Raw genomic sequence first — 23,181 nt, forward strand, 5'->3', positions numbered from 1 at the left:
GAATAGCTATAGGTTGAATATCAGCAACCCAAATCCATTAAACTCAAGCAGCTAAGGACGGAAGTCTTTGGCTGCTTTTATTTCTACAATCTCATGTTTTACGGTTGCTAGTAAGGGGGCTTTGTTAAAGCTGCCTACCTCACTTGGCTTCATATCATCAATCAATGTTTTGGCTTGCTGTACTGAGACCAAAGCATCTTCATATTTGCCACGCCATAACTCACCTCGTCCGCGGTAGCGCAGCGCATTAATGGTAGCAATATCGCGCATCAGCCGTTTTTGCTGGGTATTGCCCTGAGTATTCGGGTTAAGCGCCATTAATTCATAAGCACGCTGCATCCGAAACAAGGCTTCAACATCATAAGGTCGACTATTAATCACCGGCTTTAATACCTTAATAACCTGATCGTATTTGCCATTTTGAAGCCAAGCATCTGATAATAATAGCTTCACATCACGACGCTCTGGATATAGGTTGTAGTAGGGCTGGAGCACTTGTTCGGTGATATCCCATTTACCACGCATACCGGCTATCTCAGCCTCAGTAATGGCCAGTAAAATATCAAAAGCGACTTTGTCAGATTGCTCTATGGGCGCTGGTAACTGCTTTAGCTTATTCAGCGTTTTTTTGGCATCACTGTATCGACCTTGCGATCCGTACCAATAAGCGAGCGCCATGGAAGCACCTGTATTATGCGGTGCTGCAGCCATTAGCTCACCTTGATTGCTCTGCTTGGTTAGTACCTTTGCCCGCCACTTTAATAAATCAAAAGTTAACGGGTCGCTTTTCTTATGTAGACTAATATTGTCATAGCTGTTGGCACGGCTCTGTGCTTCACTCAAGCGCTCTGAGCTTAAGGGGTGAGTCATGATAAAGCTAGGCAGATAAACATCTTTACCTCTATTGAGCTGCGTTTTTTGATTTAAAGTCGCAAAAAATTTCGGCATCGCTCGCGGGTCATAACCGGATTTGGCCATCAGCTGCATACCAATGCGATCTGCCTCTCGCTCATTACTGCGGCTAAACGCCATTTGGCTGTTTAGTGCAGCTGTCTGACTGCCCATCATGACTGCAGTAGCGGCATCACCACCGCCAGCGGCAGAGGCTGCAATCGCGGCAAGCATACCGCCAATTTGCATCATCAAGGCTTTTTTATTGGCATCGTCACGGTGTTCATAATGGCGCTGACTTAAATGCGCCACTTCATGCGCCACCACACTGGCCAGCTCATCCATGCTGTTGGATTCGATAATTGTGCCCGTGTGCATACCCATCACCCCGCCGGGTATGGCAAAAGCGTTAATGGTTGGGTTATTTAGTACCACGAGGGCTAACGGTGCTTGCGTTCTGGCTTGTGCATTAATACGCCACACGAGAGTCTCTAACTGCTCTTGCATCCACGGATCACCCAACATAGGCGCACTTCGGCTTAATTGCTGCAGCGCCCACTCGCCCAGTATTTTGTGTTGATTGGCTTCCAAAAACCGGCCGCCACCGCTGCCTAAATCTGGCAGCTTAAGCTCTGCAGACTTCGAGCTGAATACTGAACTACTGCCTGTCGCCCAAGGGCCAACAGATGTATTACCAAACGAGTTGGATGCATCATTAAATGAATAGCCAGATGAAGCATTAGACGAATAATTCGATGCATAATTTTGCCACGCACTACCTTGTGCAAATCCGCCCTCAGCATACCCTATAATGGACAAGGCAAGCAGCACACTACCTCCCAAAACCCTAGACACAGAGGTTAATGAAAGACGATTCTGGTAAGATACCTTAGAAGGCTTAAATGCGTTAGTAGAATTAGGACGCGGTGATAGAGAACTCAATATGTCTTCCTTGTGTTTATCTTAACGGGTTTTCTAACTAGCTTTGGACGAGAATTGACATTGCATTTGGTAGTTATATGCAGGCTAAATATGACGTTAGTTGTAACGCTTACCATTACGCTTAGTACTGTATGTCATCATTTTGATACGTGCGCTTAGATGTTATCTACGCACTTTGATGATACCATCATAACCAGACAATATTATGCCATCATGTCACCGGTGTAATTTTTTATAATTAGCATTAAGCGCATTGTGTATAGGTTGCAGCCTGATTAAACCACCACCAGTTGAATGATGTCATAACCAATAAATAATAGATAAATAACGCTGAAAATTAGCCTTTTCATTAAGAGACACTTTGAGATTATGATTGATATTAATTTAGCAGATAAAGAGCAAGAAACGCTATTAAAAACTCAGCTAGAGACGCTTAGTGATACTGAGCAACAAACACTTAAGTCTGGCTTAGAAAACTCACAAATCACAGCCTTGGTGGATGGCCGCGGACTGGCGTGCCCTATGCCGCTGCTTAAAACGAAAGTTGCGCTGCGCTCTGTTGAGCTTGGCAATAGTGTTTATGTGTTGGCCACTGACCCAAACTCGCAGCACGACTTGGATGCATTTTGTAAACAAGCTGGTCTAAATATGATCTTGAACACCCGTTCTAAATCGCCTGTGTCCGAACGTTTGGAAAAACTCGATACAATCTTTCACCTCATCATTACTAAAACACATGGCAACTAGTCGTTAGTATCCTTTACAATAGACCCCAATAAAGTTATTACTTGCAAGGTCAAAATATGGCTACTCCTAAAAAAACTAAAAAAGAGTCTGTAAAGAAGACAGCAGTTGAAACACCTGAAGTAGAGCCAATCGATGTTGAGGCAGAAACGCTTCTGGATAATGACGAGCTGGATGAACTGACGCCTGATATTGATGAACCTGTTCAAGAAGTGACCCCTTGGGTGAGTGAGCATCCAAATACACGTACCCGTGATTTGGTGCCTACAATGCCGGTTAATTTATCGGCACCGGGCGTTAACTTGGGTGCATATATCAACTCAGTGCATCAGATTCCGATTTTAACCACAGAGCAAGAGCAAGAGCTTGCACATCGTTATTATGATGATGGTGATGTCGAAGCGGCTCGTATGCTGGTTATGTCACACCTACGGTTTGTGATTCATATTGCGCGTAGTTATTCAGGATATGGTCTGCCACAAGCGGACTTAATCCAAGAGGGTAATTTAGGTCTTATGAAAGCGGTGAAGCGCTTTGATCCGAATAAAGGCGTACGTTTGGTGTCTTTTGCGGTACACTGGATTAAAGCGGAGATTCATGAGTTTGTGATTCGTAACTGGCGTATTGTCAAAGTTGCGACAACCAAGGCGCATCGTAAACTATTCTTCAATTTGCGCAGTCTTAAAAAGACCAACAATCAGCTTACCTTAGAGGAAGCCGATGCCATTGCGGCTGACCTAAATGTGACCCGTAAGCAGGTCTTAGAGATGGAATCCCGCCTGACCTCTTATGATGCGTCATTTGAAGCCCAATCTAGCGACGATGATGATGGCCATTATGCACCGCAGCTGTTTTTAGAGGACGGTGTTGATCCGGCTGAAATGGTTGAAGATGCCGACTGGGAAGAAAATAACACCAGTGCATTAATGGATGCAATGGATACGTTAGATGATCGCTCGCGCGATATTGTCGAGCAGCGCTGGCTATCTGAGCAAAAATCAACCTTACATGAGTTAGCAGCGGTTTATAACATCTCTGCTGAGCGTGTACGTCAGATTGAGAAAAATGCCATGGACAAAATTCGTGAGGCAATGACGATTGATAGCGTCATTATGCCAAATGAAGAGTCCTATTAATCGAATAATACAGACTGATAATTACTGATGGTGAGTGTATGAACTGGATTGGTATTGCTGCTATTAACTTAGCGTTAGCTGTCGCACTTGGTGCCTTCGGTGCTCACGGTATCAAATCAATAGCTTCACCAGAGCAAATGGCATGGTGGCATACTGGCACACAATATTTCTTCTATCACGCATTAGGCTTATTAATAGTCGGTATATTGGTGCGTTTGGGTTATACCACTCAAACCACTGCTTGGCTGCTACAGATTGGCGTAATTATATTCGCTGGTAGTTTATTTGCCATGACGTTAGGTGCCCCACGCTGGTTTGGTGCTATTACTCCTATTGGCGGCACATTAATGATTATCGGCTGGGTTTGGTTGGCAGTGACTGCGTTTAAGCACACCTCGTAATTTGTATCACTTTTTTTAATATTTGAAGGATAAGGCATTAAATCTCATGAAAACCATCACTGTTAATGGGAATACTCTCTCTACTGCGCAAACCTCTGTTAAGGCTGTACTTGATGAATTGGCGTTAAGCCAAGGTCGTTATGCGGTAGAAATTAACGGTGAATTGGTTCCTAAATCTGAGCTACCTTCCACTGAGGTTGTTGAGGATATGGTTATTGAGGTGGTTCAAGCAGTTGGCGGCGGTTAAATAAATCCTTAACTAAATCTCAATCTCAAGTAAAAAAACTACTGAATAAAAAAAGGCCTCTATCTTAATGACAGAGGCCTTTTCTTATCTTTTTTATCTTGGAGGAAAAGATTCGTTAATGATAGAGGTATTAATTAATAAGCGAGTACTGAGCCTTCTGCAATATCGGCTTCAGGAACACGAGGCGTAAAGCGCTCTCTGCGTTTTGCTGAACGTGTTTTACGTTCCATACGGGTTTTATATTTGCGCACTTGGCGGTCTAATTTATCTGCCATTTCGTGGATGGCTTTGTACATATCATCATCATAAGACTGTACAAACATTTCTTGACCAGCCACTCGCAAAATCGCTTCTGCTTTATGGTTATTTTTACCGCTATGACTGATATCAGAATGATGGTTGTCTAACGATAGAATTACTTTAATGCTTTGAATTTGGTCAAAATGGCGCTCAACTTTAGAGAGCTTGTCCATAACCATGTCTTTCATCGCGTCGGTAACAGTAATGTGATGGCCATTGATTGAAATGTTCATAATACATACATCCTTCTTTAAGTTTGAGAAGCTGGGCTTACTCAAAGTGACTTGTCAGTTATACTAAGCCAGTGAACATACCTTTATTTTCCTTAGTATTTTCCTAAACGAAATCTCGGTATGATTTAAGTTTGAACCCTAATATCCCTATTAGGCATCCCTGCTAACAATGTCTGATTTAACCATTTGTGAGTTAAGCATTTATTGGGACATCTTTAATTTGACACGAAATAAGACAATGCGCAAGCGCTTAAATTGTAACTAAATATAAATATGTCAGCCAAACGTAATAAAACCATTTATAATCTGAAATTTTTTATTATTTTTAACCCAGAGAATACAATACAGAAACCTCCCTAACCCTCTATAAATAGAGCGTGTCTTATCATTAAAATTAGAGAATGACTTCTAAAACAGAAGGCTTAAAACTTCACCTTACGCTGTGTGGACGAAGCGATATTTAATGCTTCTCGGTATTTGGCGACGGTACGCCGTGCAATATCGATACCTTGAGCCTCTAAATACTGCTTAATCGCACTATCAGATAACGGCTTCTTAGGATCTTCTTTGTTAATCAACGCTTGAATCATGGCGCTAATGGCGGTTGATGAGATATCGCCCTTGTCGCTTGAAACATGAGATGAGAAGAAGTGCTTTAACGAAAATAGCCCTTGCGGGGTTAACATACTTTTGCTGGTAGTCAGGCGCGACACGGTTGATTCATGCAGTCCGACCGTATCTGCCACATCTTTTAAAATCATTGGTTTCATGGCGGTTGGACCGTCTAACAGAAATTGCTGCTGCAACTGCACGATACAGGTTGCCACTTTCAATAAGTTTTGATTGCGCTCCTCAATACTTCTGATAAACAGGCGCGCATCTATTAAATTATCACGCAAATAAACATTATCGGGACTGTCGTCCCCTCGCTTCACTAGACTGGCATATTGTTTGTTGATTCTAAGCTTAGGCAAGGTTTCTGGATTTAATTCCACTCGCCAGACAGGGTCGACACTGCCCTCTTGGTGTGTCATTTGTACTATCACATCCGGTATGTCATAGATTTCAGGCTTGCTGCCATACTCTGGCTGCGCCGTACTAAATGCCAAACCCGGTGCAGGATTCAGAGTCCTAATAAGCTCTAGGCACTGCCCTATCTCGCTGTTTTCAACACCCGTACGCTGTACCAGCTCTTTAATATTGTTATTGACCAATAGCTCATGCTCATCAAGCAGACGCAGCGCCTGCTCGCGATATGGGGTGTTTTTATCAAGACTACTTAGCTGAATTTGTAAGCTCTCTGCAAGATTACGCGCGCCAACACCAAGTGGCTCACAATTCTGGATAATCTTTAGGATATGCGTAATTTGCTCACGCTCTATTTTTTGCTCCCACTGATAAAAGCTTGCGGTTTCATCAAAGCTGTCCTTTAATTCATCAAGATCAATCTGAATAAACCCTGATTCATCCATCGCATCAATCAGATAATCGGCAATGAGAATATCTGTCTCTGAGAGATGGCTAAAGTTTAACTGCCAACGAATATGGTCTTGCAAGCTTACCGAGGTAGCACCTTGATAATCTGTCATACCTTGGGTATCAGGCGCGGCCAAGCTGGAAGAGGTATGGGTATACACATCCTCCCATTCGGTATCTATACTCAACTCCCCTAGCATATTATCGGTCATACGCTCGCTACTGTCGGTCAGCTCATTAACAGATTGTTCATTAATGCTAACCGTCGCCTCTGAACTAGATTTTTGTGAAAACGAATCGCTGCTGAACTCGTCATAGGAGCTACTGTCATTAGAGTCATAATGGGTATCATCACTGCTGCCGAATAAATCGGCCGTATCATCGCTATTTTCTGCAAAGCTATCCCCATAACTATCGTTTTCATTATAAGGATCATAAGGATCTTCATCGCTGTCTTGGTCTCGCTCAATCCGTGTCAGCTCTTCAATACTATTAAAATCCTCAGCACTCACCTCATCTTCCTCCTCTACACGCTCAAGCAGAGGATTGCTATCAAGCTTCATCTGAACCTCTTGCTCAAGCTCAAGGCTGGAGAGTTGCAACAGCTTAATGGCTTGCTGCATTTGCGGCGTTAGCTTTTGCGAATTAGAAAGATTGACGCCTAAATTAAATGAAGGACTCATCATAAATATACTTTTGTTCCAGTTGGTTGAGAGCTTGCAAATGCTAAGTGTAAAGTAAAAATGGCGATTAAGAGTTGAGCTGAAAAATGTCAGTCAAACCAATATTCTTAGCGAATATCATGGCACAAAGCCTACCGATAAGTGCTGACAAAGTTTGCCATGACCGCCTATAAAAAATACGCTAACACAGTCATTTAGTAAATATATTTTGATAAACAGACTGTTTAAGCGTATTTTTTAATCGGCCTATTTGGTAACGATGAGTATTAGATACCGCCATAGATAATTGATACACTAGGGCTATCTATAGTCAGCGAACGACTAAACAGTTACTGTGTTAACCTCGCTAAGCCTACATTTGTAGTAATTACGCTCGGTTTCGTTGGAACCCTTCCAGATTTCTCTGACTATAAATAAAATCATAAAAAAGCATCACTTTGTAAATAACCTACTATCACTGGGTAAAATGATTATGACACAACCTCTTATTGGAAATGTGCAGTTAAACAGTCAGTTTGATATTGATGCGAACTTAGCGGTGATTCAGCAGTCTACTAATGCTGCAAAAGCCGCAGGCGTACATTTGCTTGTATTGCCGGAGAATGCATGCCGTATGGGCGGACAACGTGAGCTCAGTCAGCGGTTTGATGAGATATCAGACTGGTACGCTAATCTTGCCTATAAACATCAGATGTTTATCGTTTCTGGTACCATACCTTGTCCGTATCGCCCTGATGGGGCGCCTGTTCCAGCAGGTCGTGTCAGACAAGTGAGTCAATTATTTGCACCTGATGGCAAGCGTGTGGCTCGTTATGACAAGATTCATTTGTTTAGAGCAGATGTTGCTGATGACACTGGCAGCTATGACGAATCACAGACGTTTGAGCCCGGTGATACCACAGTTGTCGCTCAGTGTGATATGGGCAACTTGATAGGCGCTAATTCTTACACTGACACGCCGAATGCAAAACAGGGTCTGCTTAACATTGGGATGATGGTTTGCTTTGACCTGCGCTTCCCGACTCTAGCTCAGCGTCTACGTCAAGCAGGCGCTGATATCTTGACTGCACCTTCTGCATTTACCTATCAGACCGGTAAAGCGCATTGGGAGCTACTGCTAAAAGCACGCGGATTAGACTCTCAATGTCTGGTAGTCGGCTCAGCACAGGGCGGCACACATCAATTGCCAGATGGGCAGCGTGAGACGTGGGGGCATAGCAGCATAAGCAACGCCAATGGCGAGCTTGTGATAGATACCGGTGTAAGCACTCTTGAAGAAGGCAACGGATTTAAACTTATCACCACGCCTTTTGATCAAAAACAACAAAACACATGGCGCAGCGATATGCCAACTAACCATTGCCATAGATTGGCTTAGGGTAGTATTAAATCAAACTAATTTAAAGAGTAGAGTTTGGTTTATTTTTATACCTACAAAATAAAAAAAGACAGTAAGTAAGTTACTTGCTGTCTTTTTTGATTCTTGCGTGTACCGCTCTAGGATGTGCCTTATCATAGACTTGGGTCAGTTTGGCAAAGTCAACATGAGTGTAAATCTGGGTAGTGCTGATATCGCTGTGCCCAAGCATCTCTTGTACTGCACGCAAATCACCACTGCCAGATAGCATGTGAGAAGCAAAACAGTGACGTAATAAATGCGGGTACATATTTTGTGCAATACCGGCACGTTTGGCCGCCACCTTTAAGCGTTGTTGTACCGCTCTTGTGGTCAGCCGTGTGCCTAGCTTCTCGCTAATAAACAACGCCGTATCGCCCTGCTCCTCCCACAAATAGCGATGCGGCATATAAGTGGTAATGGCCTTTAACGCTTCGCGCCCTACAGGCACCAAGCGCGTTTTATTACCCTTACCCGTAACCCGTACTTCACCACGCTCACCGCTGGTATCAATACGCAAATCTGCTACATTTAGCCCAACCAATTCTCCAACCCGTAGTCCACTGCTATAAAGCAGCTCAAACATAGCTTTGTCACGTATCCAAAGCCGTGCCTGTTCTGCTCCCTCTGGCATCGGCTGCTCAAGAAGCTGAGCAATCAAATCGCCATCGGCAATACTGGGCAGCGGTCTGGGTGCACGCTTTAATTGATAGCCAGTAGTCGGGTTAATGCGCGCATGGCCTTGTTCAATCATCCAGCCATAAAAGTGACGAATTGCAGACAGCTCCTGCTGTACACTCGATATCGCAAGCGCATCAACGTCAAGGCGTTTACCAATATATTTAGATAACTGGCGTTTGTCACAGCGGGTCCATGTCAGCTTCGATTTTTCCAAAAAACAGGCAAGCTGATATAGCCCTGCATAATAAGCATCAATCGTATGCTCAGATAACTGACGAACCGTAAGCTCACCAAGCCACTGCTCAACAGGCGCAAGCAGTGCTTCTAACTCAGGCGAGATGGCCTGTTGCTCGTCAACGTCATTGACCTCTTCATTGACCACTACTTTGGCTGTAGACATGGCTATGAACAGTTATTGAGATTGAGCGTCATGCTTAAAACCGGCTTGCGCCATGATACCATCTGGACTAAAGACGCCTTCATAAACAAAGGCTGTTGGGCCAGTCATCATCACAGAATAACCTGGCGACCAACGAATTAATAAGCTACCGCCATAAAGCTGCGCTCTAATTTCTTCACCTTCATCAAGCCAGCCTTCACGAATACCAGTGGCCACAGCGGCACACGCACCGGTACCACATGCTTGCGTTTCACCAACGCCGCGCTCATAAACACGCAAGCGGATATGACGCTGATTCATCACCTGCATAAAGCCAACATTGACACGCTCTGGAAAAGCCGGATGTGATTCAATGGCTTTACCCAGTTTCTCAACATCAGCGGTCAAGATATCATCGACCTTAATCACTGCATGCGGGTTACCCATATTGGCCACATACAACTGAACCGGTGTACCTTCTACGTCTAGATGATAGGCATTTTGAATTTTGGTAATCGCTTTTGGCGTAAATGGAATCTCGGTAGGCTCGAAACGTGGCTTACCCATGTCTACTTCTACCCAGCCATAATTATCAGTAGATAAAGTCAGAATTCCTGACTTGGTCTCTACGCGAATACGCTGTTTAAATGACAGCTTGCGGGCTTGCACAAAGCGCGCAAAGCAGCGAGCACCATTACCGCACTGTTCAACTTCACTACCATCAGAGTTAAAAATACGATACCTAAAGTCCACATCAGGGCGCATCGGTGGTTCGACCACTAATAATTGGTCAAAGCCGACGCCTAAGTTGCGGTCAGCCAGTAGTGATATCAGCTCTGGGGTTAATTCTAAACGCTGCGTGACCAAGTCAATAACCATAAAGTCATTGCCTAGACCATGCATTTTTGTAAATTCTATAAGCATCGTGCTCTTCCTTAAATTTTATTTGTGTCCTATCTTACCACGCACATTATGACAATGATAATGCCTAATCACTGCAAAAAAACAAGTTAGGTTTGGTAGCGTTTAGGATACGCGACTAACCGCATCACTGTTGTGAACATCCCTTTAAATCACAAACAGCGCAGCGTGCTTGACAGTAATTTAGACAATAAAAAAACCTGCACTATAACTGCAGGTTCTTTATTCATTAATCAATACAGCTTTGACTGATAATTGGCTTTAAATTTTTTAATAGACATTAGGGTCTAATCAGTAATACTTATTCAAAAATTTAATCGTTAAAATCTGAATCATTTAAAGCCAAATCATTTGAAATTCAGTCACTTATCAAAGCCACCTTTCTAGTTACCTTGCCAAAGTGATTCTGTTTCAAATAACTGCTCAATAGTTTCACGTTGACGAACGAGTTGATGTATCTCACCGGATACCATGACTTCTGCAGGACGCGGGCGCGAGTTATAGTTGCTCGCCATCACAAAACCATACGCACCGGCACCGGTTATCGCTAACACATCGCCGACCGCTAATGATAGCAGACGTTTTTTGGCTAAGAAGTCACCGGTTTCACAAATCGCACCCACAATATCCCAGCTCGCTTCATTATCACTATCTGCTGCACACTGTGCTGGAATAACTGCCATTTCTGCTTGATATAATGCCGGACGAATCAAGTCATTCATCGCCGCATCAACAATGGCAAAGTTTTTGTGCTCGGTAGGTTTTAATACCTCAACTGAGGTCAATAATACACCGGCATTAGCAACAATACTACGGCCTGGCTCAAAGAATACCTTTAAGCCCAATTGCTGTAATTTTGGCAATAACGCAGCAGCAAACTCACTAACCTTCGCTACTTCCTCATCGATATATAATACACCTAGACCACCGCCTAAATCGACGTGTTCTAGCTCAATAGCGACTGATTTTAATGACTCAATCAGTTCAACCACTTTGTCTAAAGCGTCAACAAAAGGATCAATCTCGGTTAATTGTGAGCCAATATGACAATCAATACCGACAATGTTCAATCCCTCTAAACTATTAGCGTATTGATACGCTTCGATGGCGATATCATGGCTAATACCAAACTTATTGTCTTTAAGACCCGTTGAGATATAAGGATGGGTTTTTGCATCAACATCTGGATTTACACGGATAGAGATTGGCGCTTTAACATTCATATCCAAAGCAATGCGGTTAATTGTATCAAGCTCGCTCATCGACTCAACATTAAAGCAGCCAATACCCGCCTCTAGGCCGGCTTTGATATCGGAGACGCTTTTACCCACACCAGAGAACACGACCTTTTTAGGGTCTGCGCCCACCGCCATCACGCGAGCCAGCTCCCCTGCTGATACCAAATCAAAGCCTGCACCCGCTTTCGCTAATACGTCTAATACAGCTAGGTTTGAATTGGCTTTAACCGCAAAACACACTTGATGCTCAATATCGGCAAAGCTGTCACTATAGGCATTATAAGCATCTAAGATCGCCTTTTTTGAGTACACATATAAAGGCGTGCCATAGTGCTCAACCAACGTAGCTACTGGAGTCGATTCAATAGCCAGTGTGCCTTGCTGATAATTTAAAGACGGTAGCTTTTGTACAAAAGCTTCTGGCTCAATGCGCAGGCCGGTATCAGTGTGTTGTATGTCAGAAGAGGGGGTTTGTGTGTTGCTCATCATTTGGGGGTATCCAAGTAGAGTAATAAATATGAATAAAGAAGATAGGGATTAATAGTCTTGTGGGTCTTCAGAGATGTCAGGACCTTTGATGGGTGCTTTTGACGACTCTGAATCAGCTTTGTTGGCTTTATGTAGAATAAAATCTGTATTGCTCGGCGCCTCATCTGGCATATACAACGCACCTTTTTGTCCGCAGCCTATCAGCATCACGCCTGCGAAAATGACGCTTAATACGGTGATTAATGGACGATTTCTGTGTTTAGCTGTCAAAAGAGTGCCGCCCTGAGGCTTTGATAAATAACGATAGAGAAGGTTTGGCATGCAAGGCTTCCTGTGTGTTGAAAAATAGCGACCATCTATCTACAGATATAAGTGTCAGTTATGTTAACAAACTTCTTAAAGTTTGCCTAAAGGCATTTATGGTTTGGTGCGTATTTTTGATGAATAATTTGAATAATTTAGGGAAATAAGCAGTTAATCTTCAAGTGTATTTTTGAGTCTAACCCCTGTTTTTCAAATTAATCTGGGCTATACTAAATAAGCACAACCCATAATAAAATAATCTTATTAAACATCCGCTGAGATGTCTTGTGCAACATTATGATTAATATTTTATATGTTGTTTCTATTTATCACTTTTCTTTGTAAGGATACATAATGAGCAATTCGATTATCACAAAACCCACTTTAGTCGTTAATTGTGGTTCTTCTTCTATCAAATACGCCCTAATCAGTGAAGACAATCAGCAACGTATCACAGGGCTTGCAGAAAATTTAGGGTTAGATAACGCACGCATTGTTCACAAAAACCTAGCCGGTGAAAAAAACGAAGTCAGTATCCCAGGCGCCAACCATAAAGCCGCTTTGGTCAAAATCATGGACCTATTAGGCGACCAATCGCCTATCGCAGTAGGCCACCGCGTGGTACATGGCGGCCGTGAATTTAGTTCTGCAGAAAAAGTAACTCCGCATGTTATCGCCGAAGTTAGACGTCTAAAAGCCTTAGCACCTCTGCACAACCCTGCTAACGCCACCGGTATTGAAGCGGTTCAAGCGATTCATCCAGAGCTACCACAAGTCGTGGTCTTTGATACCGCATTTCACCAAACTATGCCACCAAAAGCATTCCGTTATGCCATTCCAAAAGAGATGTATGAAAAAGACTTCATCCGCCGCTATGGCTTCCACGGTACCTCGCATGCTTATTTATCAAACCGCGCCAGCTCATTAACCAAAGCCAAAGGCCCACACGGCTGGCTGATTGCTCATTTGGGTAACGGCAGCTCAGCAACGGCTGTTTATGATGGCAAAAGCCTAGACACCAGCATGGGACTTACTCCCCTTGAAGGTCTGATGATGGGCACCCGCTCTGGCGATGTTGACCCAAGCTTACATATTCATTTAAAACGCACATTGGGCTTAAGCCTAGAGCAAATCGATACAATTTTAAACAAAGAAAGTGGTTTACTCGGTGTTTCTGGTGTCTCTAATGACATGCGCACTGTTGAATCTATTGCCAATGATGACAAGCATCCACATCAAGCTGATGCCAAACTGGCGGTTGAGATGTTCTGCTACCGCGCCGGCAAATACCTAGCGTCCTTATCATGTGCGCTACCTGAGCTTACCGGTATCATCTTCTCAGGCGGTATTGGTGAAAACTCAGCCACGATTCGTTCGCGTATTCTTGAGGTCATGCGCCACTTTGATTTGGGCGTGGATCAAGAAAAGAATACCAATTTATATGGCGGTGCTGAAGACAGCTTCCATAACGCATCAAGCAAATATGAGCTATGGGTTATCCCAACTGATGAAGAATTCCAGATTGCTGAAGAAACTAGGGAAGTACTAGGTCTGTAAAAATAACCCTCTATAATAGTTAGCGTCTTTTACAAGTAAACATCTATAACATGCGCTTGTATAGCAGGCGCTTCTATAACATGAGTCTCCCTAACAATGGGCTTCTATAATAACTACTGCAAAAACTTAAAATAATATAATGAACTAATAAGGATTCGTTTATGCAAACTATTTTGCTAGTTCCTACTGGCCGGGGTATTGGTTTAACTTCTGCAGGTCTGGGTCTGATTAAAGCACTAGATTATTTGGGCATGAAGGCAGGATTCATTAAACCTTTTTTGCAAGATGATTCGCATGATTCACAGCACACTTTAGACAGTTCGAGCGATCTAGTGCGTTTAGCATTTGATCTCGATCCTCCAAAGTCTATCCCACGCGAGCGTGTAGAGCGCATGATGAACGCGGGTAATGTCGATGACTTGATGGAAGAAGTGGTCAAAAAATACGATAAATTAAATGGCGATTATGACGTCGTCATCTGCGAAGGGTTGGTCCCTACTGAAGAAGTCAGCTATGCTTCTCAAGTTAACTTTGCATTGGCGACCGCCTTAGATGCCAAGGTTATTTTTGTCAGTATGGCGGATCTGGATAACCCCAAACAGTTGGCTGATAAATTAGATGTCCATGCCCGTATCTTCGGTGGGTTAACTGGTGAGCGTACTCTAGGCAGTATCTTAATGCGTGCTAAGAACGTGCCAAATACCTTTGAAACCCAACCTGTTGCACCTGGTGAAGCTACTCTTGAGTTGGATGAAAATTTCATTAAGGCCATGCAATCGCACTCACCTAGTTTTGCTACTGAAAACTATCACCTAATTGGGGTGGTGCCTTTTAGTAACAGCTTGTCCGTTCCTCGTACATGGGATATTGCACAAGAATTAAATGCCACTTGGCTAAATGAAGGAGAAGCTAAACAGCGCCGAATACTAAAAACCAGCTTAACTGCTCGTACCATCTCAAGGGTAGGCGAAATCTTCACTCGTGGCACTTTGGTGGTTACGCCAGGCGATCGGGATGATTTATTATTAGCCACAGCGCTGGCGAGTATCAATGGCATCCCAATGGCCGGTATCATATTAACCGGAGGCATTGTGCCTAATGACACTGTAATTGAACTGTGTAAACCTGCTTTAAAGACAGGCTTGCCGGTTATGAGTGTGGATACCAACAGTCTGGAAACGGTTACAAACTTATCCACCATCAGCAATGAGATACCCAAAGACGATTTGGAACGTGCAGAAACAGTCACTCGTTTTGTAGCGGCTCATCTTGATTTAGATTGGTTGAAATCCTATTTTGAACGTGATTACACTCCGCGTCTATCGCCATCCGCTTTCCGCCATCAAGTGGTCAAAAAAGCTCAACAAGATAAAAGACGTGTGGTATTACCAGAAGGTGAAGAGCCACGGACAATTGAAGCTGCTGCGATTTGTCAGAGCCGCGGCATCGCCCAATGTGTGCTGCTTGGTAACGCGGAAGAGATAGCACTGGTAGCTAAGAACCGTGGGGTTGAACTGCCAGAGGATATCGAGATCATAGATCCTGCCAAAATCAAACTAGATAAATATATCGAAGCTTTTGTCGAAAGACGTAAAGGGAAAGCCACTACAGACCAAGCGGCCGCTCAGCTCCAAGATACTGTGGTACTTGGTACAACCATGTTGCACTTAGATGAAGTTGATGGTTTGGTATCAGGTGCGATTCATACCACAGCAAACACGGTTCGCCCAGCCTTCCAGTTGATTAAAACCGCACCGCAATATTCTTTAGTCTCGTCTATCTTCTTTATGCTATTGCCTGAACAAGTGGTGGTCTACGGTGACTGTGCGATTAATCCGGACCCAGACGCGCAACAGCTTGCAGAGATTGCGATTCAATCAGCCGCCTCGGCCAAAGCGTTCGGTATTGAGCCAAAAGTGGCCATGATTAGTTACTCAACAGGCGCATCAGGTACAGGTGCCGATGTTGAAAAAGTGAAAGAAGCGACACGTATTGTGCGTGAACGTGCGCCTAATTTAATGGTTGATGGTCCATTACAATATGACGCAGCATCTGTGTTAAGTGTGGGTAAGCAAAAAGCACCAGACTCACCTGTCGCGGGTCAAGCAAACGTCTTTATCTTCCCTGATCTAAATACGGGTAACACTACCTATAAAGCCGTACAGCGTAGTGCAAATGTAGTGAGTGTTGGCCCAATGCTACAAGGCTTGAACAAACCTGTGAACGATTTATCACGCGGTGCATTGGTTGACGATATCGTATACACCATTGCTCTGACTGCTATTCAAGCAAGCAGCCCTGATGTCTAACGGGTTTATTAATAGCAGTATTTAAAGCTGGTATATCCTGCTTGAATCAATAAAGGATAAAATGGCCAGCAGTTACTGTTGGCCATTTTATTTGAAGTTTAAAGCTCTAAAAGCGGTTATCAATCAATTATTCTTGGAAATTGTATTAATGAACGTCAATAATTCAAATCTGTCACCGCCTGTGCAATCAAATGCACTAGATGAAAAACTTGTGCAAACGGATACCACAGTTAATAACATTGATATCATTTCGTCCATACAGGTGTATCTGGGCGGCTCATTCGACCCCATTCATAACAGCCATATTGCTATGCTTACCCACGTTTATTATCAACTAGCAACGGAGACATCTGTTACTAATGTGCAGGCGTATTTTATGCCCACGCCGCGCTCCCCTCTAAAGACAAAAAGTACAGAACCGCAGCACCGATTAAACATGCTAAAGCTTGCCATTAGTCAGCTGATAAGAAAGCTTGAGCCACAACACCGCTCAGCATTTAAGGTATCTGAGTATGAGATTTGGCAAACACCGCCTACCTATACCATTGATACGCTGCAATATTTACGTCAAATTACTCCCACAGATAGTCTGGTCTTTATCGTTGGTGCAGATAATATTGCCAGCCTATCAAAATGGCGTGATGCGGATAAATTAATAGATTATGCTCACCTGTGGGTGATACCTCGTGACCAATTACAATCAAAACAAGCGATTGCTGACTTATTACCTGAAAAATTAAAATCGGCTGTGGTGTCTTCAAGTACAGACTTGAAATATGCCACCCACGGCTGCATCTATATAGATGCGCACAGTGTCAAACCCATATCTAGCAGCGGTATTCGTGATGCATTGACGCAGGCTCAGACAGATATCGTAAAATCTACTTTGCCACACCCTGTTTATTCGTATATCATGAAAAATAATTTATACGACGCCAATTGAGTTAATGACTGTCAGAGACTCGCAACTTCATTGCTACAACCCTCTATATTGCCCCTAAATCACTAACCAATAAGTCGTATGCCAAATTTATGACGGCGCTGATTATCCAAATCGGCACGCACCCAAATACTTGAACACCCTTTTTGATGAACGGGCTTAGCCCACAACAAAAAGACAACTTCCTATAGGAAAATTATGACGATAGAAATGACACAAAAAGCACCAATGAGCGACGAGCGACTACAGTTTTGTCTTGAAATGGTTCAAAAAGCACTAACTGAAGTAAAAGCCAAAAACATTACCGTAATGGATGTTTCTGAATTGACAGACGTTATGGAATATATGGTTATCGCAGAAGGTACCTCAAAGCGTCATGTTAATGCGCTTGCTGATCAATTAGGCGCGACGGCTAAAAAAGAAGGCTTTATGCCACTTGGCCGTGAAGGCGAAAAAGACAGCGATTGGACTTTGGTTGACTTAGGCGGCGTGATTGTTCATATCATGACCCGTCAGGCCCGTGAGTTCTATGACCTAGAAGGCCTATGGTCATCACCTGAAGAGCTTAAAAAGTTGGTTGCTCGTGATTTAAGCGAACGCTAAGATGGATTAGCTTCTGTTAAATACGCTCCAAAAAAGAAGACGCCAGATAGGCGTCTTCTTTTTTATGTCATATGAAAGACTACTTCATTTTACAGTTCAGCAACTTTAAAATGTTGTGGGAGAATTTAAAATCGCTACTACATAATTTTGGGTACAGTAGCAGTATGCCTATTTATTTAACTTATCAATTGGGAGCGGATACATGGCAAAGCTATGGCTCGATTTAGGCAACACCCGCCTTAAATACTGGCTGACCGATGACATAGGTCAAATCATTACCTGTGATGCCAAGCAGCATTTACAGGCCCCTGCCGAGCTACTCATTGGCTTGACCGATCGCTTTGCCAACCTTGCGCCTGAGTTTATCGGCGTCTCCTCAGTACTTGGGCAGCAGGTCAATGCTCAAGTGGCAGAGTCATTAGCAACTTTATGCGTGCCTTTTGAGTTTGTGCATGTTGATGCTCAGCACCCCCTACTCACCAGTGACTATGATGCCAATCAATTAGGCGTTGACCGCTGGCTACAAATATTAGGCGCAGTCGACAGCAAAAAGCATCAATGTATCGTCGGCTGCGGTACTGCATTGACCATCGACTTAACCGATCATGCGCATCATATTGGTGGCTATATTTTCCCCAGTATTTATTTGCAACGTGAGGCGTTATTCTCTGGTACTAAGCAAATTAGCATCGTTGCAGGTACTTTTGATAGCATTACTCAAGGTACCACCACCGCAGATGCAGTACACCGTGGTATTTTATTATCCATTGTGGGCGCTATTAATGAAATCGCTCGCTGCAATCCCAACTACGAGTTTATCTTAACTGGTGGCGATGCCTCTATCCTAGCGCAGCATATCGTTCAGCCAATTCATATTAGCGAGAACTTATTATTAAATGGCTTGATGCGCTATTTCGAGCAGCAGCCTTCTAGCTAACCACTAATGCCGTCTATTTAATAAATACTGTTTGAACTAAAAACGCCATGCTAATTAGCATGGCGTTTTTTTGATTTAATGGATGAGAATAATTCGACAGTCATTATTTTTACTAGCGACTGAGCCTTATTCACTCATAAAAGGATAATCGGTATATCCCTCTGCACCGCCGCCATAGAAGCTTTCAGGGCGTTGCTCGTTAAACTTAGCACCTTTTTGAATACGCTCAGCCAAATCTGGGTTGGCAATATAGTCACGACCAAAGGCCACGGCATCGATATAACCTTCGCTGATGTTTCGCTCTGCTTTATCTGCAGTATAACCACCAGCAGCGATGATCGTATTGGTAAAGGCTTGACGCAATTTGGCTCTAAAGTCATCTGAGTAAGGAGTGCCACCTGCCCAATCTGGCTCAGATAAATGTAAGTACATCAGGCCATGCTTGTTGATTTGCTCAACCAACCAAACGGCTTCGTCTTCATTGTAACCAGCTTCGACATTATTGAACGTACCAAGTGGCGAAATACGGATACCGACGTGATCCTTGTCCCATGCTGAAACACAAGCATCAATCACCTCTAGCATCAAACGCGCACGGTTTTCACGGCTGCCACCATAGTTATCGGTACGCTTGTTGGTGTGTTCTGCCCAGAATTGATGTAATAAATAACCATGCGCGCCATGGATTTCTACACCATCAAAGCCTGCTTCTTTGGCATTTTTTGTGGCCTGAGCGAAGTCAGCAATGACTTGCTTGATTTCTTCTTCAGTGGCAGGACGTGGCTTGGTCGCCTCAACACGAATCGGATTGTGATTGCTATCACGTAACGTGGTGCGGACACCCACCTCAACATCAGACGCTGAAATAGGTGCTTTGCCCTCTGGCTGAACACTGTCATGCGAGACCAGACCAGTATGCCACAGCTGTAGCACAATTTTACCACCTTTGGCATGTACCGCATCAGTGACTACTTTCCACGCTGTTATTTGGTCTTGTGTGTGCACGCCAGGTGCGCCAGCATAGCCTTTTGCTTGCAATGACACCTGAGTCGCTTCAGCAATAATTAGACCAGCACCAACACGCTGTGAGTAGTATTCAGCAGCTAAAGCAGTTGGCACATCGCCAGGCTCTACAGCACGTAGACGGGTTAACGGTGCCAAAAAGATTCTATTTTTCAAGGTATTTGCACCAACAGTAATCGATTCGAATAATTTTTCGTGTGCCATGATTGATTCCTCTGTATTTGCGGGAACTATAAAAAGCTATAAATCCAAAATTTAGAATTTAGACAGGCCCTATTATGAAGAAGTTTTCTAAAAATCAAAGTGCAATTAGACCGGTCGTTACAATTTATTATAAACAGACAATAAAAAACCCACAGCAGTGGGTTTTTTATTGATAGCTAATCATAAAAAAAATAGCGAGCTAAATTTACATGAGATTTAAATCGCTATTTTATACTTTACTGTATTTTCTATTGCCTAACTTATTAGGCTTCATGGTTCTTAAGAAACTCATCATGCTCTACTTGATACAAGGCACCCAATCGCTGCTGCAAATCATCATCTAAAATACGGCGTGCTTCTTTAAAGAACTTATTTTCTTCTTCTTGTAAGTGATGACGCACCTTCTCAATTAAATCTTCACAAGTCGTATCCCACGTCTCTTCACTGATTCGGCCATCATCCATAGTGCCCATTAACTCATCCATTTCGTGATGCTCAGTAATCGCATGACGCGACAAATCAAGGCCGTCGTCATACTGCATCACTGGGATGTACAAATGACGTTCTTCCGCAGCAGCATGTGCTTGTAGCTCAAGCTTTAATTCTTCATAGATAGATTGGCATTTTTTATGATCTTTTTCGCTCTCAAGCTTATCACATAGGTCACGCTGCTTATCGTGTTGGGTGATTAATGCGGTGAAAATATCTGCATCTAGATTCACATTATCTTGTTTATTTTCGTTTTGTTTACTCATGACTCTCTCCTCTAATAACTCTCAAATTAACTCTCAATTAAATCAATACGGTGTTATTAGATTATTATAAGGCCACAGAAGGTCCAATACTGTCATGCTTCCCATATATTTTGTGTGGGCATGTGAATAACGCAAGCCATTCTTATTTGGGAATGGCTTGCGTTGGCGACTTTCTATACCGATAGATTAGAGAAGCATGTTAAGTGATTGAGATTTAAGCTATAGATTTAGCTCAATCTACTTTTTCTTGCGAAGCGATTTAAGTAGGCTTTGATGATGAATCTTCGGCATTTTTAAAGTGACCGTATTTGATAGCATGTCATGTACTGCAAGGCCACGGCTATTAAATAGGCAAAATACGTAATTAAAAATCAAACCAAAAAAGGCACTGGCCAACATCGCGCTACGTGAGCCATGAAATAAGTAGCCAATTAGACCACAGAGCAGCGGCACTACACAGGCGGCCAAAATACGCTGCATTGTCTTTGACCAGGTTAATAACTGGCCATTGCTATCAACTGTTTTTAAGCGCCATGTCTGCATGCCTAGCGTCTGTCCAGCCCGGCGCCAAAACAAACCATAAAAACCAATCAAAGTTAAAATAAAGGCCGGCGTTAATACTAAGTTTTGATACCACTGAGGCAGAGTTTGTGCCTCATCTGAGGTCACGCCCGTCTCCATCGTCATCATAGTACCGAGTACGGTCAATACCGTACCCACCAAAAACAGCAACGCTAAAATCAGCATACCGTCATAGACAATCGCGATAACACGAGTACTGGCTCTAGCAATTTCCGGCTCACCAGAGATACTAACCCCTTCGATACCAGTCGGGCGCAGTGATGATTGATTGGTATTATTGGCAGTGGCTTTGGGACGACGCGATAGCTTGTTTTTAGACATGACGATACAGACAACCTGATATTGGCAAACACATGATAAAGATGATGTATTGTAGCGTATTTTAGCCGAACTGACAGACAATACCCGTTATAAGCTTGTCTATCATTGAAGAAGCAAAATAGACAGATAATAAAAACAATATTTGAATAGCGAACTACGAGAGAAGATAAACTAAATATAGAGTAGATTGCGAGCAGGAGGGTAAGGAGAGTATAAGAGGTGCCGCACGTATTTACAAAACACACAGGCATAAAAAAAACCGCCATTCATGGGCGATTAATTTGATATAGGTTAGATGGTGCGCCTTGAGAGATTCGAACTCCCGACCCCTTAGTTCGTAGCCAAGTGCTCTATCCAGCTGAGCTAAAGGCGCATATTATCTGATGATAATGTCTAACTTATTCTGTTAAGGAGCAATGTTGGTTGCCGTTAACAGGATGACTATTATAGTCATATAATTTTAGTAGTCAATATTTTTTTTAATTATTTACGAAGTTATCTGATTAAAAATGACTTCGAGATTAATCAATCAAAATGGCGGTGAAGGAGGGATTCGAACCCTCGATACGCGTTAACGTATACACCCTTAGCAGGGGTGCGGTTTCAGCCACTCACCCACTTCACCGTAACTGCTAAAATCACAACTTTTGGTAGTTAACTCTAGGAGCTAGTTACCTCATGTTGTGGGCGAGTATTATATCAAACTAAAATGAGTTTGCAAGCCAGATTTCGTAGTTTATTGAAATTAGTACAAATCACTGCTTATTTAGGCTCTATTCTTCAACTTTAGCAATACTCGTTTTCTACAAAAACCTGCTATTCAATAGCCTGGTGCAAATTATTATAAATAACTGGCTAATAAATCGATTAACCCAGCATCGGCAATAAGTTACGCGCGATAATATTCACAAAGATTTCAATCAATAATAGACCAAAGATAGCAATCATCGGTGACAAATCAAGCATACCTAGATTTGGGGTAATACGGCGAAATGGTGCTAAGATTGGTTCGGCCATTTGGACAATAATCGCCATCATCGGATGCATCTTTTGGGTAAACATCACAATCCAGCTAATAATAATAGAGCCGATAATTAAATAACGCGCCACCCTCAAGAAGCTTAAAATCAAATCTAAGGTTCCAGTAAAAAACAGTTTAATAGGCGAATAGCCATAGCCTAATAATGCCGCATTTCCTGAAATATCAATCAGCTTTAACAAAAATAAAAGTACGATTGCCGCTAAGCTTACTCGTCCATCCCCTACAGTAGGGAATATACGCCCAAACACATCAACAATGCTGGTAACTCTATAGGCAGGCTCAACTAATGGGTTGTTGCGCTCAAAGCCTGCGAACTGCAACATAAAACGAATGAAAATAAGCAACATAGCAAAGCTTATTATCATATTAAATAAGGGGATTAAAGAACTAGTCATTCAACATACTCTTACTCATGTGACTTTTAGGGGCGATTTATCAACAAATATCT

21 protein-coding genes and 2 tRNA genes are annotated in these 23,181 nt (G+C 43.0%); 10 read left to right on the plus strand and 13 right to left on the minus strand.

Annotation, left to right across the window (positions count from 1 at the left end):
• Window positions 1–51 precede the first annotated feature (51 nt).
• Complete coding sequence (locus AC2SLM_RS01140; RefSeq protein WP_486551470.1) at window positions 52–1,833, minus strand: M48 family metalloprotease; 1,782 nt, start codon at window positions 1,831–1,833, stop codon at window positions 52–54.
• A gap of 369 nt (window positions 1,834–2,202) precedes the next feature.
• Between AC2SLM_RS01140 and AC2SLM_RS01145 the strand changes: the two genes are divergently transcribed.
• From AC2SLM_RS01145 to thiS, 4 genes are all read left to right on the plus strand, one after another.
• Window positions 2,203–2,580 (plus strand): sulfurtransferase TusA family protein, encoded by a 378-nt coding sequence (locus tag AC2SLM_RS01145; RefSeq protein ID WP_486551471.1) that lies wholly within the window; start codon window positions 2,203–2,205, stop codon window positions 2,578–2,580.
• 266 nt (window positions 2,581–2,846) lie between these two features.
• A complete protein-coding gene (rpoH, locus tag AC2SLM_RS01150) occupies window positions 2,847–3,713 on the plus strand; it encodes an RNA polymerase sigma factor RpoH (protein ID WP_486543747.1) in 867 nt (288 codons plus the stop codon).
• A 38-nt stretch (window positions 3,714–3,751) separates the two neighbouring features.
• Window positions 3,752–4,114, plus strand: a complete 363-nt coding sequence (locus tag AC2SLM_RS01155; RefSeq protein WP_486543739.1) for a DUF423 domain-containing protein — start codon at window positions 3,752–3,754, stop codon at window positions 4,112–4,114.
• A 46-nt stretch (window positions 4,115–4,160) separates the two neighbouring features.
• Complete coding sequence (thiS, locus tag AC2SLM_RS01160) at window positions 4,161–4,361, plus strand: sulfur carrier protein ThiS (protein WP_486551473.1); 201 nt, start codon at window positions 4,161–4,163, stop codon at window positions 4,359–4,361.
• 134 nt (window positions 4,362–4,495) lie between these two features.
• On the opposite strand, the gene hpf is transcribed toward thiS, so the two are convergent.
• Together hpf and AC2SLM_RS01170 are read right to left on the minus strand one after the other, a co-directional pair.
• Window positions 4,496–4,894 (minus strand): ribosome hibernation-promoting factor, HPF/YfiA family, encoded by a 399-nt coding sequence (gene hpf, locus AC2SLM_RS01165; RefSeq protein ID WP_486551475.1) that lies wholly within the window; start codon window positions 4,892–4,894, stop codon window positions 4,496–4,498.
• 422 nt (window positions 4,895–5,316) lie between these two features.
• On the minus strand, window positions 5,317–7,056 hold the full coding sequence (locus tag AC2SLM_RS01170; RefSeq protein WP_486551477.1) for an RNA polymerase factor sigma-54: 1,740 nt from the start codon (window positions 7,054–7,056) through the stop codon (window positions 5,317–5,319).
• 469 nt (window positions 7,057–7,525) lie between these two features.
• Here AC2SLM_RS01170 and AC2SLM_RS01175 point away from each other — a divergent pair, with 469 nt between their 5' ends.
• Window positions 7,526–8,431, plus strand: coding sequence for a nitrilase-related carbon-nitrogen hydrolase (locus AC2SLM_RS01175; protein ID WP_486551478.1), 906 nt, complete (start codon window positions 7,526–7,528; stop codon window positions 8,429–8,431).
• Between the two features lie 82 nt (window positions 8,432–8,513).
• On the opposite strand, the gene AC2SLM_RS01180 is transcribed toward AC2SLM_RS01175, so the two are convergent.
• The 4 genes from AC2SLM_RS01180 to lptM form a co-directional block, all read right to left on the minus strand.
• On the minus strand, window positions 8,514–9,530 hold the full coding sequence (locus AC2SLM_RS01180; protein WP_486551480.1) for a tyrosine recombinase XerC: 1,017 nt from the start codon (window positions 9,528–9,530) through the stop codon (window positions 8,514–8,516).
• A gap of 12 nt (window positions 9,531–9,542) precedes the next feature.
• Entirely contained in the window at window positions 9,543–10,433 is an 891-nt protein-coding gene (dapF, locus tag AC2SLM_RS01185; protein WP_486543734.1) for a diaminopimelate epimerase, read from the minus strand.
• 380 nt (window positions 10,434–10,813) lie between these two features.
• Complete coding sequence (lysA, locus tag AC2SLM_RS01190) at window positions 10,814–12,154, minus strand: diaminopimelate decarboxylase (protein WP_486543745.1); 1,341 nt, start codon at window positions 12,152–12,154, stop codon at window positions 10,814–10,816.
• A 51-nt stretch (window positions 12,155–12,205) separates the two neighbouring features.
• Window positions 12,206–12,478, minus strand: a complete 273-nt coding sequence (gene lptM, locus AC2SLM_RS01195; protein ID WP_486551481.1) for an LPS translocon maturation chaperone LptM — start codon at window positions 12,476–12,478, stop codon at window positions 12,206–12,208.
• 336 nt (window positions 12,479–12,814) lie between these two features.
• On the opposite strand from lptM, the gene AC2SLM_RS01200 reads away from it, so the two are divergent.
• From AC2SLM_RS01200 to AC2SLM_RS01220, 5 genes are all read left to right on the plus strand, one after another.
• Complete coding sequence (locus AC2SLM_RS01200; RefSeq protein ID WP_486551483.1) at window positions 12,815–14,017, plus strand: acetate/propionate family kinase; 1,203 nt, start codon at window positions 12,815–12,817, stop codon at window positions 14,015–14,017.
• Between the two features lie 161 nt (window positions 14,018–14,178).
• A complete protein-coding gene (gene pta, locus AC2SLM_RS01205; protein ID WP_486551484.1) occupies window positions 14,179–16,326 on the plus strand; it encodes a phosphate acetyltransferase in 2,148 nt (715 codons plus the stop codon).
• A 91-nt stretch (window positions 16,327–16,417) separates the two neighbouring features.
• A complete protein-coding gene (nadD, locus tag AC2SLM_RS01210; RefSeq protein WP_486551486.1) occupies window positions 16,418–17,269 on the plus strand; it encodes a nicotinate (nicotinamide) nucleotide adenylyltransferase in 852 nt (283 codons plus the stop codon).
• A 225-nt stretch (window positions 17,270–17,494) separates the two neighbouring features.
• A complete protein-coding gene (gene rsfS / locus AC2SLM_RS01215) occupies window positions 17,495–17,869 on the plus strand; it encodes a ribosome silencing factor (RefSeq protein ID WP_486551562.1) in 375 nt (124 codons plus the stop codon).
• 202 nt (window positions 17,870–18,071) lie between these two features.
• A complete protein-coding gene (locus tag AC2SLM_RS01220; RefSeq protein WP_486551487.1) occupies window positions 18,072–18,806 on the plus strand; it encodes a pantothenate kinase in 735 nt (244 codons plus the stop codon).
• A 126-nt stretch (window positions 18,807–18,932) separates the two neighbouring features.
• On the opposite strand, the gene nemA is transcribed toward AC2SLM_RS01220, so the two are convergent.
• The 6 genes from nemA to AC2SLM_RS01250 all read right to left on the minus strand — a co-directional run bounded on the left by nemA (window position 18,933) and on the right by AC2SLM_RS01250 (window position 23,080).
• A complete protein-coding gene (gene nemA / locus AC2SLM_RS01225; RefSeq protein WP_486551489.1) occupies window positions 18,933–20,033 on the minus strand; it encodes an N-ethylmaleimide reductase in 1,101 nt (366 codons plus the stop codon).
• Between the two features lie 263 nt (window positions 20,034–20,296).
• A complete protein-coding gene (locus AC2SLM_RS01230) occupies window positions 20,297–20,788 on the minus strand; it encodes a hemerythrin domain-containing protein (RefSeq protein ID WP_486551490.1) in 492 nt (163 codons plus the stop codon).
• Window positions 20,789–21,025: 237 nt separating this feature from the next.
• Window positions 21,026–21,691 carry an RDD family protein gene (locus AC2SLM_RS01235; RefSeq protein ID WP_486543726.1) on the minus strand — a complete coding sequence of 222 codons (666 nt, stop codon included), beginning with the start codon at window positions 21,689–21,691 and terminating at the stop codon, window positions 21,026–21,028.
• A gap of 296 nt (window positions 21,692–21,987) precedes the next feature.
• Window positions 21,988–22,064 (minus strand) — tRNA-Arg (locus AC2SLM_RS01240).
• Between the two features lie 162 nt (window positions 22,065–22,226).
• Window positions 22,227–22,316, minus strand: a tRNA-Ser gene (locus AC2SLM_RS01245).
• A 242-nt stretch (window positions 22,317–22,558) separates the two neighbouring features.
• Window positions 22,559–23,080, minus strand: a complete 522-nt coding sequence (locus AC2SLM_RS01250) for a YggT family protein (RefSeq protein WP_486543725.1) — start codon at window positions 23,078–23,080, stop codon at window positions 22,559–22,561.
• Window positions 23,081–23,181: the final 101 nt, after the last annotated feature.

This window comes from Psychrobacter sp. CX16, from assembly GCF_057396245.1.

Bases quoted from the DNA above. Each gene is read 5' to 3' on its own strand.
- AC2SLM_RS01145 (WP_486551471.1), top strand. From the start codon at position 2,203: ATGATTGATATTAATTTAGCAGATAAAGAGCAAGAAACGCTATTAAAA.
- rpoH (WP_486543747.1), top strand. From the start codon at position 2,847: ATGCCGGTTAATTTATCGGCACCGGGCGTTAACTTGGGTGCATATATC.
- AC2SLM_RS01155 (WP_486543739.1), top strand. From the start codon at position 3,752: ATGAACTGGATTGGTATTGCTGCTATTAACTTAGCGTTAGCTGTCGCA.
- thiS (WP_486551473.1), top strand. From the start codon at position 4,161: ATGAAAACCATCACTGTTAATGGGAATACTCTCTCTACTGCGCAAACC.
- hpf (WP_486551475.1), bottom strand. From the start codon at position 4,894: ATGAACATTTCAATCAATGGCCATCACATTACTGTTACCGACGCGATG.
- AC2SLM_RS01170 (WP_486551477.1), bottom strand. From the start codon at position 7,056: ATGATGAGTCCTTCATTTAATTTAGGCGTCAATCTTTCTAATTCGCAA.
- AC2SLM_RS01175 (WP_486551478.1), top strand. From the start codon at position 7,526: ATGACACAACCTCTTATTGGAAATGTGCAGTTAAACAGTCAGTTTGAT.
- AC2SLM_RS01180 (WP_486551480.1), bottom strand. From the start codon at position 9,530: ATGTCTACAGCCAAAGTAGTGGTCAATGAAGAGGTCAATGACGTTGAC.
- dapF (WP_486543734.1), bottom strand. From the start codon at position 10,433: ATGCTTATAGAATTTACAAAAATGCATGGTCTAGGCAATGACTTTATG.
- lysA (WP_486543745.1), bottom strand. From the start codon at position 12,154: ATGAGCAACACACAAACCCCCTCTTCTGACATACAACACACTGATACC.
- lptM (WP_486551481.1), bottom strand. From the start codon at position 12,478: ATGCCAAACCTTCTCTATCGTTATTTATCAAAGCCTCAGGGCGGCACT.
- AC2SLM_RS01200 (WP_486551483.1), top strand. From the start codon at position 12,815: ATGAGCAATTCGATTATCACAAAACCCACTTTAGTCGTTAATTGTGGT.
- pta (WP_486551484.1), top strand. From the start codon at position 14,179: ATGCAAACTATTTTGCTAGTTCCTACTGGCCGGGGTATTGGTTTAACT.
- rsfS (WP_486551562.1), top strand. From the start codon at position 17,495: ATGAGCGACGAGCGACTACAGTTTTGTCTTGAAATGGTTCAAAAAGCA.
- AC2SLM_RS01220 (WP_486551487.1), top strand. From the start codon at position 18,072: ATGGCAAAGCTATGGCTCGATTTAGGCAACACCCGCCTTAAATACTGG.
- nemA (WP_486551489.1), bottom strand. From the start codon at position 20,033: ATGGCACACGAAAAATTATTCGAATCGATTACTGTTGGTGCAAATACC.
- AC2SLM_RS01230 (WP_486551490.1), bottom strand. From the start codon at position 20,788: ATGAGTAAACAAAACGAAAATAAACAAGATAATGTGAATCTAGATGCA.
- AC2SLM_RS01235 (WP_486543726.1), bottom strand. From the start codon at position 21,691: ATGTCTAAAAACAAGCTATCGCGTCGTCCCAAAGCCACTGCCAATAAT.
- AC2SLM_RS01250 (WP_486543725.1), bottom strand. From the start codon at position 23,080: ATGTTGCTTATTTTCATTCGTTTTATGTTGCAGTTCGCAGGCTTTGAG.